This is a genomic window from Fulvimarina manganoxydans (assembly GCF_900176465.1).
Taxonomy (GTDB): Bacteria; Pseudomonadota; Alphaproteobacteria; order Rhizobiales; family Rhizobiaceae; genus Fulvimarina; species Fulvimarina manganoxydans.
Map to the genome: position 1 here is coordinate 16,363 of NZ_FWXR01000001.1, position 14,134 is coordinate 30,496.

At 65.8% G+C, this 14,134-nt stretch carries 11 protein-coding genes; 1 reads left to right on the forward strand and 10 read right to left on the reverse strand.

Translation table 11 applies throughout. From position 1 onward, the window contains the following. Positions 1-44: 44 nt before the first annotated feature. The gene (locus B9A15_RS00135; protein WP_084407769.1) at positions 45-257 is read right to left on the reverse strand and encodes a hypothetical protein; all 213 of its coding nucleotides are present in this window, start codon (positions 255-257) and stop codon (positions 45-47) included. Then, complete coding sequence (locus tag B9A15_RS00140; RefSeq protein WP_084407771.1) at positions 254-1,312, reverse strand: N-acetylmuramidase domain-containing protein; 1,059 nt, start codon at positions 1,310-1,312, stop codon at positions 254-256. Before B9A15_RS00140 ends, B9A15_RS00135 begins: the two co-directional genes overlap by 4 nt. 624 nt (positions 1,313-1,936) lie before the next feature. Here B9A15_RS00140 and B9A15_RS00150 point away from each other — a divergent pair. Further along, positions 1,937-5,830 carry a bifunctional DNA primase/polymerase gene (locus B9A15_RS00150; RefSeq protein WP_084407775.1) on the forward strand — a complete coding sequence of 1,298 codons (3,894 nt, stop codon included), beginning with the start codon at positions 1,937-1,939 and terminating at the stop codon, positions 5,828-5,830. A gap of 39 nt (positions 5,831-5,869) precedes the next feature. Here the strand turns inward: B9A15_RS00150 and B9A15_RS00155 are convergent, their stop codons facing one another. The 8 genes from B9A15_RS00155 to B9A15_RS00185 form a co-directional block, all read right to left on the reverse strand. Next, positions 5,870-6,916, reverse strand: coding sequence for a hypothetical protein (locus tag B9A15_RS00155; protein ID WP_084407777.1), 1,047 nt, complete (start codon positions 6,914-6,916; stop codon positions 5,870-5,872). Positions 6,917-6,928: 12 nt separating this feature from the next. Next, a complete protein-coding gene (locus tag B9A15_RS00160) occupies positions 6,929-7,366 on the reverse strand; it encodes a hypothetical protein (protein ID WP_084407779.1) in 438 nt (145 codons plus the stop codon). Beyond that, the gene (locus B9A15_RS00165) at positions 7,363-9,315 is read right to left on the reverse strand and encodes a hypothetical protein (RefSeq protein ID WP_084407781.1); all 1,953 of its coding nucleotides are present in this window, start codon (positions 9,313-9,315) and stop codon (positions 7,363-7,365) included. The genes B9A15_RS00160 and B9A15_RS00165 overlap by 4 nt, the downstream gene beginning before the upstream one ends. Before the next feature lie 4 nt (positions 9,316-9,319). Beyond that, positions 9,320-9,850, reverse strand: a complete 531-nt coding sequence (locus B9A15_RS00170) for a hypothetical protein (protein WP_084407783.1) — start codon at positions 9,848-9,850, stop codon at positions 9,320-9,322. Further along, the gene (locus tag B9A15_RS00175; protein WP_084407785.1) at positions 9,850-12,435 is read right to left on the reverse strand and encodes a phage tail tape measure protein; all 2,586 of its coding nucleotides are present in this window, start codon (positions 12,433-12,435) and stop codon (positions 9,850-9,852) included. The genes B9A15_RS00170 and B9A15_RS00175 overlap by 1 nt, the downstream gene beginning before the upstream one ends. A 3-nt stretch (positions 12,436-12,438) precedes the next feature. Beyond that, entirely contained in the window at positions 12,439-12,579 is a 141-nt protein-coding gene (locus B9A15_RS22785; RefSeq protein WP_170923116.1) for a hypothetical protein, read from the reverse strand. Positions 12,580-12,653: 74 nt separating this feature from the next. Next, a complete protein-coding gene (locus tag B9A15_RS00180; protein ID WP_084407787.1) occupies positions 12,654-13,181 on the reverse strand; it encodes a phage pre-tape measure protein in 528 nt (175 codons plus the stop codon). 65 nt (positions 13,182-13,246) lie between these two features. Beyond that, positions 13,247-14,068, reverse strand: a complete 822-nt coding sequence (locus B9A15_RS00185) for a phage tail tube protein (RefSeq protein ID WP_084407788.1) — start codon at positions 14,066-14,068, stop codon at positions 13,247-13,249. Positions 14,069-14,134 lie beyond the last annotated feature (66 nt).

Consider the following 14,134-nt stretch of genomic DNA (forward strand, 5'->3'; position numbering starts at 1 on the left):
GGAACCCGGCGACGGCCGGGGCGAGGACGACGAACGCGACGAACTCAGGCAGCATCGTCGGTCTCCCCATTCGCGATCGCGCGGTAGAAGCGGTGCGCCGGGATCCGGGTCGCTGCGGCGTCGGCGATCTCATCGAGGTCGTTCCAGGTGATCAGCGCGTCGTGGTCGACGATGCGGATACCGGATCGACTGTCGATAACGGACAGGTCGCCGTTGCCGAATGAGAGGTCCTCATCGTCTTCGAGACGGCGCGTCACGCGGACACCCCCTCGAACGTCCGGTTCGAGCGGATCCACTGCCAGGCGGCGTACCCCGCGGCCGCGACCCCGATCAGCCCGGCGACGGCGACTAGTCCGGATGCCGCGGTTTCGAAAACCGACGAATAGCCGGCCAAGGCGCCGATCTGGCCGGCGGCCGCCTCGATCGAGTCCTTCAGGCCGCCGATCGTCGCCGCCCCGCCGATCGCGCCGGCGACGGGCTCGACGTGCGGGATGTCCGTGAGCGATGCCTTGCCGACGTTTTCCTCCGGCGAAACCTTCAGCGCGGACAGCGACCGCAAGGTTTCTGGCCCGGCGACGCCGTCGACCGATAGGTTTCGGGACCGCTGGAACGCTCGGACGGCGGACCGGGTCGTCGGGCCGAAATCCCCGTCGACCCGGACGGCGTAACCGGCGCGGGCGAGCAATCCCTGAAGCTCGCGGACGCGGGCGCCCTTCGCTCCCATCCGGAGCATGCCGTCGGCGGACGCGACCTGGCCGCCGTAGCGCCGGGCGGCGGCCGCCATCTTCTCGTCGTAGCGGTTCGCGCGATAGCCGGGGCCGTTGTAGCCGCGGGCGAACGGCGACCACGCGCCGGTCGAGAGTTCATCGAGGAGGCCGAAGACGCGAACGTACCGCATCATGAGACGCGCCTGACCCTCGAGACCCGAGAGCGCTTCGCGGCGAAGAGCGTCCGCGGACGCAAAGCCGAGGCGCTGCCAATGGGCACCCATGACCTGCCCGACGCCCCACGACGTGCTTTCGATCGCGGCGTCGCGGTCGATCGCGATCGCGCGGTCGAGCATCTTGTAGCGGGCGGACATCGAGCGCGGGTTTTTCACCCGACCGGCCTTCGGATGTGCGAGGCCGACGGCCACGGCGCGATCGCGAGCGGCACCGGAGAGAAGCCGGTAGAGATAATGGCCTTCGAAGCGGATCGAACATGGGTCGTAGACGCCGGCGGATTCAACTTCGATGATCGCGGCGACATGGGCGGCCGGGACGCCGTATTCCTGGGCGAGTGCGGACGCGACTTCGTAGACACGGAAGTTCATGCCGCGACCCGCCGATCCGGAAGCGGCGGCCGCCCCACGCTGAGCACGACGGGCACGCCCAGAGTCTGCGAGACGCGCATTGCCGCCTCGACGCCGAGCGCTCGCGTATCGCCGTCGACGAACGCCCTCAAGTCATGCGTCCGCTGCCGCGTCCACCGCAGCCGCCTCGCGACGTCGGCATACGTCATCCCTCGACGGCGAATCTCGTCCCCAAGAGCCACCGACAAAGTCTCCAGAAGCGTCTCGACGGACGCCGGTCGTGCACGCATTCCCCAATTCACCCCTTCGCCGCCGGTCCCCACCGGCGCCGGACGAACCCGAGCGAATCGGAATTTCGTCCTATCGATCATGAGGATGCAGGTCCGCGAGCAAGGCGCAACCGGTTTATGTGCAATTCGATAGATTTTCTTCGTTAATACATGCCAACCGCCCATCGGATGGGGCGTCCGGCGTATTGGAACACGCCGTTGTTGATGTTGACAGCACTCAGAAGCGATGTTGACAAGCGTTTTTCTTGAAGACGGCTATTGCGGCAAGCCGAATCGCGGAGCATCTTGACGATAACGACGACCGGCAAACGGTCGCGCCGAATACAAGCTTCAGTTGTGTACCCCGCGGATCGAGATGTACGACGAACACGACCCCCGATATCTTCTAGGCGACCTCGTTGACCTCGACCCGATGGCCGAGCAGCCCCGTGCACCGCGCAAGCCGAGGTACCGGAGCGAGAGAGAGATTGCCGAAGAGGCCGCCACCGAGGAGGCCGCTCGCGCATATGCTCGCGATGCTCTCTCGATTCTCAAAGCGGCCGCCGGCGACGATTTTCCGGCCGACATCGAGATCGATCCGACGCCCGCAGACCAGGCGACTCCGAAGGAAAGCGCCGCCTCGGCGCCGAAGCCCACGCTGCCCGTCCGCCGCCCGGTCGATCTCGACGACGATGATGACGATTATGACGACGACGACTTCGGCGCTTTCGGCGCCGTCGCCGCGCTCGACGGCGAGGAGATCGTCTCGACGCGCTTCGGCGAAGTCATCTTCGGCTATCTCGGGCCGTTGATCGCGAAGAAGGGTTGGGCGGTCATCCCTCAGGAGCAGGATGGCAGGCGCCCGGCGAAAGTCGACGGCGAACGCCTGTCGTGGAAGAAGTTCCAGAACGAGGCTCCCGACGTCAAAACGGTCCGTCGCTGGGCGCGCCAGGCGATCGGCATGAACGCCGCGGTCGTTCTCGGTCGCGCGAGCGCGTGCACCTTCGTCGTCGATATCGACGTCACGGACGAGATGCTTTCGTGGTCGATCCAGAGTGCGGCCGACGAGCATCTCGGCAGAACGGAGTTCGTACGCGTCGGCAACTATCCTAAAGCCGCGATCTTCTACCGCGTCGCGTCTCCTGACCTCATTCCGCCGAATCGTTCGTTCCGTCTTCTCGAAGATGACGGCGAGACGCTTTCGGAGCATCAGATCGAGATACTCGGGCAGGGGCGCGTTCAGACCGTCAACGGCCGGCATCACAAGACCGAAGACCGCTTCTCATGGATGCGCGGCGCTTCGCCGTCGACGCACGGTCCCGAATCGGCGCCTCTCGTCACACCCGAGCAGATCGAGGCGTTCCTCGCGGCCGTCCAGGAGATCAGGCGGGTCAAAGGTCCGGCGTCCATGAAGCTCGATCCCGGCGTCGAGATCGAGTGGACCGCCGCGGCGGGCGACGTCGCGGTGCCGCGCATGCGGTCGCTGTCCGATGAATGGACGACCGACGCGGACGGGATCGTGGTCGACGGGCGCGAGAAATACCTGTTCGCGCTGGCACAGAGGACGTGCCTCGCGAACGCGCTGCTCTGCCGGACCCCGGAAGGGCGGCAGGCGCTGGTTGTGGCGGTGACGGCCGAAGCGGTTGCGAGGATCAAGACCGATCACAAGCGGCATTCCGGGTGGGTGCGGACCGAGGCGCGCAGGAAGACCTTGGCGGCCGCCGAGTTCGTCACGAACAACGGCATCATGCCGCGTCCGGTCGTTCCGGGACGCATGATCGAAAGGGCGCGGTCCGGGCCGAAGGGAATGACGTGGGCGGCGGAGAAGCGCGAGGTCGTCGAGCCGACGAAGGACGAGCGGAACGAGAAGCGCACGGAGGCGAGCGAGATCGTGTCGTCGACGATCCTCGACTTCCTGCTCGCATCGGCGGCATGGAACGCACTTCCGGAAGACGAGCGGCTCGACCCGATGAAGCTCCCGGCGTGGCTACTCAAGGCGAGCGCGTCGCTCGGTAAGACCACGAATCTTCTGAAGACGGCGCGCCGGAACGAGGTGCTGGAAGCGATCGTCTCGCTCAAGAACGAGCACGGGCGGTATCCGATCCTCATGATCCTTCCGCATCACCGGGTCGCGGCCGAGGTCGCTCAGAAGGCCGAGGACTTGGGCCTCGACGTCATCCACCACTATGGGCGCGCTCACGAACTCGGGGGATGCGCGAAGGATTACCGGGAGCGTGCCGAAGTCCTTCAGAGTGCCGGCATCTCCGCCTCGGGCGGGTGTCATACCGAACTCGTCGACATCCGAGGGGAGAAGCGCGACGTCTGGTGCCGCTTTCACCCAGAGAACCCCGATCGGCCGGCCGACGTACGGTCGTGCGCGTTCATCGAGCGCCTCGAAAAGCTCGACCGCTTCGACCTCATAGTGACCGTGCACGCGTACGGCACGTCGCCCGTACCCGAGAAGATGAAGAACGTCCGCGCGGTGGTCGTCGACGAGAGCATCGCCGGCAACCTCCTCGTCGAGCGGACGTTCGACCGAAAGGTCCTGCTCCGCGATCGCGCGACGCCGAGGCTGACGAAAGCCGAGAGGAAGGCGCTCTGCGGAGACGAGAACGCCGGCGAGAACGCGACGCTGAAGATCACGGCGGGCTGGCGCGACCAGCGCCGGCGGCTGGTGAAATCGGTCATCGAGGCTTGGGACGCACGCCGGGACGCGGCGGAGACGATCGCGTCCTCCCCGGAGCGTCTCGCCGATCTCGAGATCGCGCTCCGGATCTGCTCCCGCGCCCGGCAGTCGCCGGCGAAGGTCACGCCGCAGACGTCGCTTCGCGAAGCCATCGAGATGGCGGCCGCCGAGACCGGCGATATCGCGGAGTCGCTGGCAGAGGAACACCGGATGTGGAAGCTCCTCGACGAGCGCGTCCGGGAGATCCTGCAGCACCGCGGCGGAAACGAGATCGAGGACCTTCGATCCGACAACCGAGTCTGGCCGCTCGCGGACGGGAAGGTCCAGATTTCTTGGATCCGCGACTTCCGCTTCGCGGACAAGCCGGTCCTCTTCCTCGACGCGTCGGGCGACGAGGAGACGATGCGCGTCATACTCGGGGAGGATCGGACGTTGATCTGCAAGGACGCGTCGGTCCAGGCCGACTTCAGGACGACGCTGGTTCCGTCCCTCCGTCCGCTCGACGAGAACGGGCGATCGGCGAGAACGTGCACGTTCACCAAGTCCCGATACGTCGTGAAGGACAAGGATTCAGAATCCGTCCGCAAGGACAAGGCCGCGCTCCTCGCCGACACCCGCCGCGAGATCGTCGGGAAGGCGGCCGCATTCGGCGAAGGGCGGATCCTCGTCGTGACGCCGAAAGCGGTTCGCGAACTTCTGATCGACGGTTGGGCGGCCCCAGCGAACGTGGATTTCCTGCATTTCGGCGCGTTAAGAGGCGAGGACTGGGCCAAGCGCCACGCAGCGTGCCTGATCTTCGGCGTCCAGTATCCCAACCCCGTGTCGATCGACGGTCAGGTAGCGGCACTGGCGCATGCCGCGAGGTGCGATGAGGACCGCATAGATCCGAACGGCACCGGCACGATCGATGGCGAGCCGATCCCGTATCTGACGGAGAGCCGCCGGATTGCCATGCGGGACGGGAGCGACGTTTATCTCCCGACGATGACATATTCCGGAACGATCGGAAGACGTCTTCTCGGAGCGATCGCGGACGAGGAACTGACCCAGGCTGCGGCTCGCCTGCGCCCGATCTGGCGCGACGACCGCCCCTCCCTCTACATCTACGGCGACCGCGTCCCGGAAGGCATCGTTGTCGATGAGATCTCGTCGCTACAAGAGGAACTGGAGAAGGGCGCGGCCGCCACGCTCGAGGTCGCGATCGCCAAGGGCGGCTTGATAGCCGAGGACACCGTCGGCGAGAAGGATTTCTCGGCGTTCGTCCGAAGGATTTCCGGCAATGGGATCGTCAGCGCCGCCTTCTTCCGCCTCGCGGCTTCCGACGGCACGCAGGCATTCGTGCCTGGCTGGATGTCGGACGAGGAAGTCGAGGCCATCGCACGCGCGAGGTCCTCGACGATCGAGCACACCCCGAGGCGCCGGCCGGCCGACAAACCGCCCAAACCTCCGAAGCCACGCGAGCGGTCGAAGATGCTGGACGCGTTCCTCGGCTCGCGAGGATCCGGAGGCGACCCACCGGACGACTTCGACGACGACGAGGACTTCAACATTCACCCGCCGGAACTCGACGAGATCCCGTTCTGAAGTCAGGAGGCGGCGTATACGCCGTCTCCTGACCCCGGATCACGCGTTCTCGAGCGCGGCGATCCGGGTTTCGAGAGCGCGGATGTACGTGCGCAGGTCGACCACCGAGCCGTCGGCCTTCGAATGGAAAAGCAGGTGACTGATTCCCTTGGCCTGGGCGGCGTTGATGCCGACGCCCTGGTAGGGAAATCCGAAGGGCGTCCACACGCCGTTCATGACCGCGTTCCACGACGGGCGAGATGCGGTGTTCGAGGTGTGCGGATAGACGCATACCCAGAGCCCGTCGTTAATGCCGACCTGGTCGCCGCCGACGATGTCGCCGGCGCGATAGTCGACGCCCGTCGCCCATGCATCCCGGTAGGCCTCGTCCCACCAGTGGCCGGCAGCACCGCCGCCGCCGGACGCCTCCGGGTGGACGATCTCTTCCCAGCCCAGACTCTTGCGGCCGTAGACCTTTCCGTCGTCCGGAGCGTCAGGAATTCCGCCCGCGCCGCCCTCGGCATCGTCGCCCGGCTCGCCCTTGGCCGCCGACACCTGCCACCGGCCGGCCGCGAGGTCGTCCGCGAATACGCCGGCGACGTGGTCCGCGGCCGCGACGTAGGACGAGCCTTCGTGCGAAACGAGATCGAGGACGGAATAGTCCGTGCCGACCGTCCACGCACCGGCCAGCCGCAAGGATTTCCCCGGATCGCCGGGGTCTCCGTCGTTGCCGTCCTCGCCTCGACCGGCGAGCAAGACGAGCCTGCCCGCCGCGACGTCCGCAGCGAGATCACCGGCGACGTGAGCCGTCTTGACGACATACGACTCGCCGGCGGCTTGAACGAGATCGCCGGGGACATACGGAAGTCCGGGGGACCACGCTCCCCGGATGGACAGGGGCTTCGTCGGAAGGGTGATCGGCCCGATTTCCGTGCCGTCGGAATAGACGAACGTGACGTCCCCGCTCTCCGGATCCTGCAGGTATCCGCTGGCGTAGACGCCGCCGGCGGCCGCCTCGATCGCTGCCTTCAAGTTCGTAAGGTTCGTGTCCATTTCCGCAAAGGTCAGCGGAGCGCCCTTGGCGGTTCGCGTAAGAACTTCAACCATTTACCTACTCCTTCAGAACTCGTCGCTCGCCTCGAAGCCTTCGACCTCGAACACGCGGTCGAGCATGCTTTTCTCTTCCGGCTCGAGCTTCGTCTCGACCGTTCCGGCCAGCAGGCCGCCGGAGCCCTCGGTCGCTATGCCGGCATAGTCGACGCCGCGCTCGAGGCGGACGATCAGCCCCGTCGTGTCGACGGCGGATCCGATCCAGGCGCCCTCGGCATCGGTGATCCGGCGCAGGTGCTGTCGGGTCGCGGCAGGCAGTGGCGGCGAGATGTCGTAGCGATTCATCTCCGCCGCCGAGCCCTGCGTCTGCGGCGCATCCTCGAGCCCTGCGACAAGTGCTTTCACCGTCCGCGGCCGCGCGATCGATTTCGTTCGCCCCCGCACGGCGCGTTCTTCGGCGATACGGGCGACCAGGCGGCCGAGGCGTTTGCTCGTCGATGCACTCATGTCAGCAATACCCCCTGCGGGCCGCCGGCGAGCGCGCCCACGACATCGATCTCGCGGCGGATGGTATCCGTCGCTTCGAGCGGTTTCATGCGGACGACACCCCAGGTCGGCCGGATCACCGGCGCGTCCCGGATTTCTTTGCCATTGATCGCGAGCAGATTGGCGGCGGCGGTCTGCTCTTCACGCTGGCCGCCCTTTCGGACGGACTGCACGGACCACGTCGTTCTGAGGGCATTGACGGGCACCCGGCTTTCGACGGGGTCCGCATCGACGTACCATTCCATGCCCGATCGCGCCGAGAACCCGGAAGCGCCATAGCCGTCCGCGATGTAGCCGTCGTCCACGAAGGATTCGTCGTCGCCGCGTTCGGAGCCGTCGCCGAAGGACACGCCGACCTCGAGCGTGATCATCGGCGCGGACCGCTCGGGCCACGTCCATATCTTCGAGGTGACCCTGCCGATCATCGCGCGGTCTTCGACTTCGGACCATTTGCCGGGGAAGACGACGCTGTCGGCGCGGGTGACATGTGCCGCGTCCTGCCACCGGAATTGCAGGCTGACCCGCCTCGCGCGGAGACGCCGGAGCCCCTCTTTCCGGAGCCGGCACATCATGTGAGCGACGCACGCCTGGCCGCGGACGGCATCGATGAACGACGACATTGAGGGATAGACCGCCCACTCCTCCTCGATGCGCTCCCAGTAGGTACCGCCGGGCACGATGGCAGTCCGAAAGGATTTCCAGCCCGTGACGGACGCTGCCTTCCGCATGCCGAAGCCCGTCGAATAGTGAGCCTCGCGGCACCGCCAGATCTCGCCGTTGTAGCGGCGGACGGCTCCCTTTTCGTATTCCTGGCCGGGTTCGTATTCGGCGATCGTCGGGTCGCTGAACAAATCTTTCAGGGCGTACTCGACGACCTCGTCCTCGTCGTCCTCGATGCCGGTCTGCTGAATCGGCAGGTCGAGCGCCGCGTAGACGACCTCCTCGCGTTCCTGCGAGAAATCATACGACATGGCAAACGACTGCACTTCGACGCGCCACGCCCTCAGCGTGACGTCGCATTCGTGCTCGATCCGGACGATATCGCCCTCGTTCGCGGAATACGATTTCGACGCGGTCACGCCGGAGCGGTCGAGATGCTCCGATTCGTAGCGGGCGGCAAAGAAAACCCGGGGGCCCGAGATCTCGCGGATGTCGGACCTTACGCCGCCGTCGCCGGTGCTCCAGCCGGCGGCCGGCAACACCTGGATCGCCGACCCGATGTTGTTCGCGAACGAGGGATCGAGCGTGGTGAACGCGCCGATCGCCCAGCCGATGTCGCACGACCCAGACGCAGTCTGCTGCCACGACGCGACCAGCCGGCCCCTGATCGTCTTGCACGGCCGCCCGAACTCGCCGAGCCCGTCGCTGACCCGGCCGCCGGAGACGAGCGCCGTCGAGGTCATGTCGAGCACGCGCTCGCCCTCGACCTCGCCGACCGCGGCGATCGCGTGGGTCGCGGCGTCCACGTGCCAGACCTCGGACCGGCCGAGGAGGTATGCGGCAGGATCTTCAGGGTCCGCGTCCGAGAACAGAAGGTCCGTCTCCGGACCCTGCGATTTCGTGTCCTTGGCGAGCGCAAGGACGCGGTCGTCGATATCCTTCGGCGCGCAGAGAAAGGTCAAGGATTGCCGGGTGCCGAACAGGTCGGACGGCATTTCGGTCATGCGACCGCGAGCGAAAAGCATGGCGTCCGTCGGCAGACCGGTCGGGCTCCAGGAGGCAAGGATGCACTTCGGCGCGGTCGCGGCGAGGATGGAATACCCGGTCTGCCGTCGCTCGATCGTGAGTTCCGCATACTGGCCTTCGACCTCGCGGAGTTCGAGGCTGAAGCCGTCGTTCTGGGTCTCGCAGTGGACGGCCGGGTCGAACACAGTGTCTAGGTCTCGGACGTAGGCGACGAAGAGCCTCATCGGGTCAGCGCTCCGTCAATTCGAGGGTCCACGACTGCCCCGGTGCCGTCGTCTCAGCGCCCATTTCCGTGATGCCGAGGACCATGCAGTCGTAGGCCGGCCGATAGGAAACCGTCGTCCACCCGCCTCGGAACGGGATCGTAGCGATCCGGCCATTGACCGCGCTCTCGACTTCGATCCGGGGATCCATGGCGTCCGTCGCGTGGACGGTTCCCGGGACGGGATCGCGCGCGAGGGTGGCCGCATACTGACCGGGCGGGATGGTGACCGTCCGCCAGACGGACGACCACAGCGTCAGTTGCTGGCCGACGACGAGGTTGTCCGTGCTCGGGGTCCAGACGCGCTCGCCGTCGTTCGAGATGGAGATGTTGACCTTCTCGCCCCACGACGGCGCGAGACTGACCGCGGCGCCGTTCCAGGTGCGGGCGGTTTCGTATTCCCCGTCACGCGAATGCCGTTCGCGGGCGCCGACGAGGGCGCGGCGCGGGATGCGGAGGCCTGGAAAAAGGATGGAGATCTCGGGAAGGGCCTGCATCAGATTCCCCCGATCAGAAGCGACGTCGAGCGTAGAAGCTTGTCGGCCTCATCCTCGGTCGCTTCGAGGTTGACCGAAGCGTCCGGGAGGTTGAGCACGATGGGCGTCTTGTCGGACTTCACGGGCTTGTCGGCGACGGCTTTCGCCGCGTCTTCGACGGCCTGCTCGACCTTTCCGGAGTTGTCGAGCGCGGCGAGGAGGTCGGCGTTGCGCAGCGATTCCGACGACATCGAGTCCCGTTCGAAGCCCTCGCGCCCCATGAACCAGTCCGCGATACCGCGGCCCGCGACGCGAACGGGGTTGCTCTCCCCCTTCGCCTCGGTCAGGTACGATCCGCCGGGGATGTACTCGATCCACCCCCCGAGAGTGTCGCGCCAGTTCTTTACGAAATCGGCAACATATTGAAACTGCGGCAGGATATCCTTCAAGAGGTCGGCGATCCACTGCAGCCCGCTCGCGAGGTTGTCGATCCCCCAGTAGATGGCCGCCACCGCGGCGGCGATGACGAGCATCCATTTGCCGGCCGTCATCAGCGCGCCGCCGATCGCCACGTTTCGGAGGCCGAGCGCCGTCCTGAGCCACCGCCACTGGCGGCGGAACGCACGGATGCCGTCCAGAAGCTTGTTGATGCCCTGGATCATGCCGCCGATGGCGCCGATGACCTTCCTGAGAATGCCGAAGCCGAACAGCGCGAGGAAGAACGCCGCCGCCGCGTTGACGCCCAACCATTCCTTCGCGAGATCGTCCAGTTTCGGGATCGTTTCCTTGACCCACGTGCTGAACAACGCGAGCTTCTGAAGGAGAAAAGTGAACGCCTCGCCGAGTTCGAGGTTGGTGAAGATCGTGCGGATGTCTTCCATCCACTGGAAGCCTTCGGACGGTGCCTTCTCGCCTAGGAAGAAGACCTGCCTGATCGCCTCCGCGAACGCGCCGATCGCCGGCCACGTCTGCGCGAAAAGCATCAGGATTTGGCCCAGCGAGGTCTCCAGATTCGCGAAGCCGGTGCCGTCCGCGAGGCCCTTGTCGACTTCCTTCATGGCTCGATCGATGTACATCGCGACGTTGTAGATCGTGTCGAAAACCTGCTTGAAACGGGCCGCGACGCGGTCCTCGAGGTAAATCAAGAAGTCGTCGAACGTCTGCCGGAGAATTGCGACGCCGCGGCCAGCCGCTTGCCCGAGAGGCGTCTCGAGCGAGGCGGGATCGATGAAGTCCTGCTTGAACAAATTCCGGAAGATCATGCCGAGGTCGCGTGAGAACCCGGCGATATCGTCCGCGCTGCCGCCGGCGAGCCACTGGCTGATCGAGAAGCCAGTGGATTTCCGGATGAACTCGTCGATGATTCGCGAGAGGTCGAGGAGCGCCCAGCCGACCGAGATGAAGAGAAAGGCCAGCCCTTTGCCCACGATCCACGCCTGCCCGAGCCACCATTTTAGCGTGTAAAGCCAGTCGTTGACGACGCGAAGTTTCGTGGCTCCCTGACCAAACAGGGGCCCGTAGATGTCGAAGCCCGTGAAGACCTTGACGAAATCGCGCAGAAGCATCAGCGCCCGGATGAACGGCGACACGAAATACTTCTGGATGACTTTCGCGCGGTTCTGGGGGTTCCGAAAGAAAACCTCAAAGGATTTCATCAACCGTTCGAAGAACGGCGCGAACGTGAGAAAAAGCTCCCTCGCGAAGGCCTTGAAGACGAGAATCAAGTCGCTCATGTTCGAGCGGAATTTCATGATCGCGTCGATCTGCTCGCGGCTCACGAAAAGCTTGTCCCGCTTCCGGGCCTCGAACTCCTTTTGAAGCTTGCCGTAATCCTTACCGACCTTGTCGAAGAGTTCCGTCAGCTTCAGCGCGTCGCCCTCGCCGAAGATCTGGCTGAGCACGAAGAAGCGCTGCCCCTTGGACAGGCCCTGCATGCGCCTCGCGAGGTCGGTCATGACGTGAGAGACGTTGCGCAGCCGGCCGGATCCGTCCTTCGCCGAGACCCCCAATTTTTTGAAGATGGCAGCCATGTCCGACGAGGGATCAAGCGAATCTATCATCGCCTGGCCGAGGCCCTGCATCGAGCCCAAGACGTCGCCGAATGCTAAGCCCACGGTATCGCCCAGGTACTGCCATTCCGACGCGACCGCAGGATCTACGCCGAGCAGGCTCGAGGCCTGCCGAATTTCTTTCGTGTCTTGAAAAGTCAGGACACCGGCCAATCCCGCCGCACCGAGGGCGCCGAACCCCGGCACGAGCGGAAACGCGCCGTATGCCGCGCCGCCGGCAGCACCGAGCGCGGCCGCGATGGCTCCTTTCTTACTGAAAACCTGTCGGCCGACCGCGGCCACGGCTCTGCCGGCACCCCGCATGACGCTAGTGATCTGACGACCTGCGGCGCGGGCTTCCGTGCCTAGGCGGCGCATTCCGCGCGAGGCGGCCTGGAGACCCGTGCGCAACCCGTTGAAGGCGCGGCGGCCCATATTGCGGTCGGTGTCGCGCGAGACGCGGCGAGTCTCGTCCGAGAGGCGGCGCAGAGCGGCACGCACTTCTCCAAGGCCTTCCGCCCTGAATTTCGTGACAATGTCCGCAATGCGCTTTTTCACGGTCTACTCCCGGTCCCGGAAGAATTTCTTCCAGCCTTTCTCGTCGGCCTGCCCGAGCCGGGCCGCGAGGGCCGCGAGATCGAGGTCGCGATCGTCGTCCTCGCCGTCGATCAAGGAGGCGAAGAACACCTCGCCGATCGTCATCTCCGCGACCGGGTGCCCGCGCGCCCGCAGGCGGATCAGCGACTTCGCGAGGACGACTTCCGGCGACTTTCGCGTCAGGCCGCGGCCGGGACTTCCGCGGCTTCCGCCGGCTCTTCCGGCTTCAGCCCGAGTCGCGCCGCGATCCGGGCGAACCGGCCGAAAAAATCCGAGATACCGTTCGGCATCGTGAGCCCGATCACGGCTTCCAGCGCGAGGATGAGATCGTCGTCCGGCAATTCGGCGATCTTCGCGACCACTCGTTCGTCCCTCTCGCCGCCCATCGCCTTGGCGACGAGCACGCTGATCGCTTCCGGCCCCTCGTCGAGAAGCGCGGTGAAGAGAGCGGTCATGAGCTTCGCGTTGTCGTCGCGATCCTCGTCCTCTTCCTCGTCGCCGTCCTCGGTCACCATCATGCCGACCCACGACAGGATCAGGCTGCGAGCCGACGGGAAGCGACGGAGGAGGTTGATGAACTCCATGACCGTGATGCCGCGGACGATGATCGAGCCCCCGGACGAGAGTTTGACTTCCTCGCTCCTGCGGGCGCCGACGGCGGCGGTGAGAGCATCGTACGACGTCTGGAGAGCAGTCTTCTCGGACATGCGGTTTTCCTTCGGAGGGGGCGTGGGAAAGGACGGCGGAGCGGACCCCGCCGAAAGGATCGGGATCAGACGCCGCGCGTGATGCGGTCGATCGCGTAGCCGATCTCGAGGCCGGCCGGCTGGGACGTGTCGGGCAGGCATTTGCCGGTGAACGTGATGCTCGCGTTGTCTTCGCCGTCGGCCGCGAGAGGCACGTCGCCGTCCACGCGGATCTGGACGCGATTGAGCACGATCTCGGACTGCGGGCCGCGGCGCATGTTCTGCAGGAACTCGATGCGCACGACGATCGACGGGTTGGACAGGATCCCGAAGACCGGCGCGTCGGTGATCGCGTCGGCGTCATACGTGATCTGCACCGCAGCGGTCTCGCGGCCGTCCGGCTCGATCGTCACGGTGGCGCCGACCGGATGCGCGAGGATCTCGACGAAACCGCCCTCGCGGTCACACTTGTAGTGCGTGCCTTCGACGTACGTGATCGCGCCGGCGGCGTCCGTGACGAGGCAGTCCGTGATCTTGCGATGGGCGAGCCGGGCGATCTCGTCGACCGCGATCTTCGCGACGTCGACGACCTCGGCAGCGGCGGCCGCCTGCGAGATGGTCAGTCCGGAGGCCGATCCGTACATGAGTTGGCGGATGAGGCGCGGAAGCATGCGCGAGGCGAACGAGACGGAGACGTCGGCCTGGGTGACCTCGGAACCGGTCTTCGTGCGGATGGGATACTCGTTGCTGTAGTCGTCCGTCTCTTCGATCTCGAACGACAGATTCAGGCTTTCGTAGTCGCCGACCTTCTGCCTGATGTCGCTCCCCTCGATCGTGAAGAGCGCCTGGCCCTTGGGCCGGTACCGGAGGCTTTCGGAGAGCGGGCGAAAAGTCGGCGTGCCGGCCATGTGCGGGATCCCTCGTCGCGGTGGGACGGCCGCATCCTGCGACCGACGGACTGCATCGGGCGCACG

Bases quoted from the DNA above. Each gene is read 5' to 3' on its own strand.
- B9A15_RS22785 (WP_170923116.1), bottom strand. From the start codon at position 12,579: ATGACGATCGGCGAGGTGTTCTTCGCCTCCTTGATCGACGGCGAGGAC.
- B9A15_RS00185 (WP_084407788.1), bottom strand. From the start codon at position 14,068: ATGGCCGGCACGCCGACTTTTCGCCCGCTCTCCGAAAGCCTCCGGTAC.
- B9A15_RS00140 (WP_084407771.1), bottom strand. From the start codon at position 1,312: ATGAACTTCCGTGTCTACGAAGTCGCGTCCGCACTCGCCCAGGAATAC.
- B9A15_RS00150 (WP_084407775.1), top strand. From the start codon at position 1,937: ATGTACGACGAACACGACCCCCGATATCTTCTAGGCGACCTCGTTGAC.
- B9A15_RS00155 (WP_084407777.1), bottom strand. From the start codon at position 6,916: ATGGTTGAAGTTCTTACGCGAACCGCCAAGGGCGCTCCGCTGACCTTT.
- B9A15_RS00180 (WP_084407787.1), bottom strand. From the start codon at position 13,181: ATGTCCGAGAAGACTGCTCTCCAGACGTCGTACGATGCTCTCACCGCC.
- B9A15_RS00170 (WP_084407783.1), bottom strand. From the start codon at position 9,850: ATGCAGGCCCTTCCCGAGATCTCCATCCTTTTTCCAGGCCTCCGCATC.
- B9A15_RS00165 (WP_084407781.1), bottom strand. From the start codon at position 9,315: ATGAGGCTCTTCGTCGCCTACGTCCGAGACCTAGACACTGTGTTCGAC.
- B9A15_RS00160 (WP_084407779.1), bottom strand. From the start codon at position 7,366: ATGAGTGCATCGACGAGCAAACGCCTCGGCCGCCTGGTCGCCCGTATC.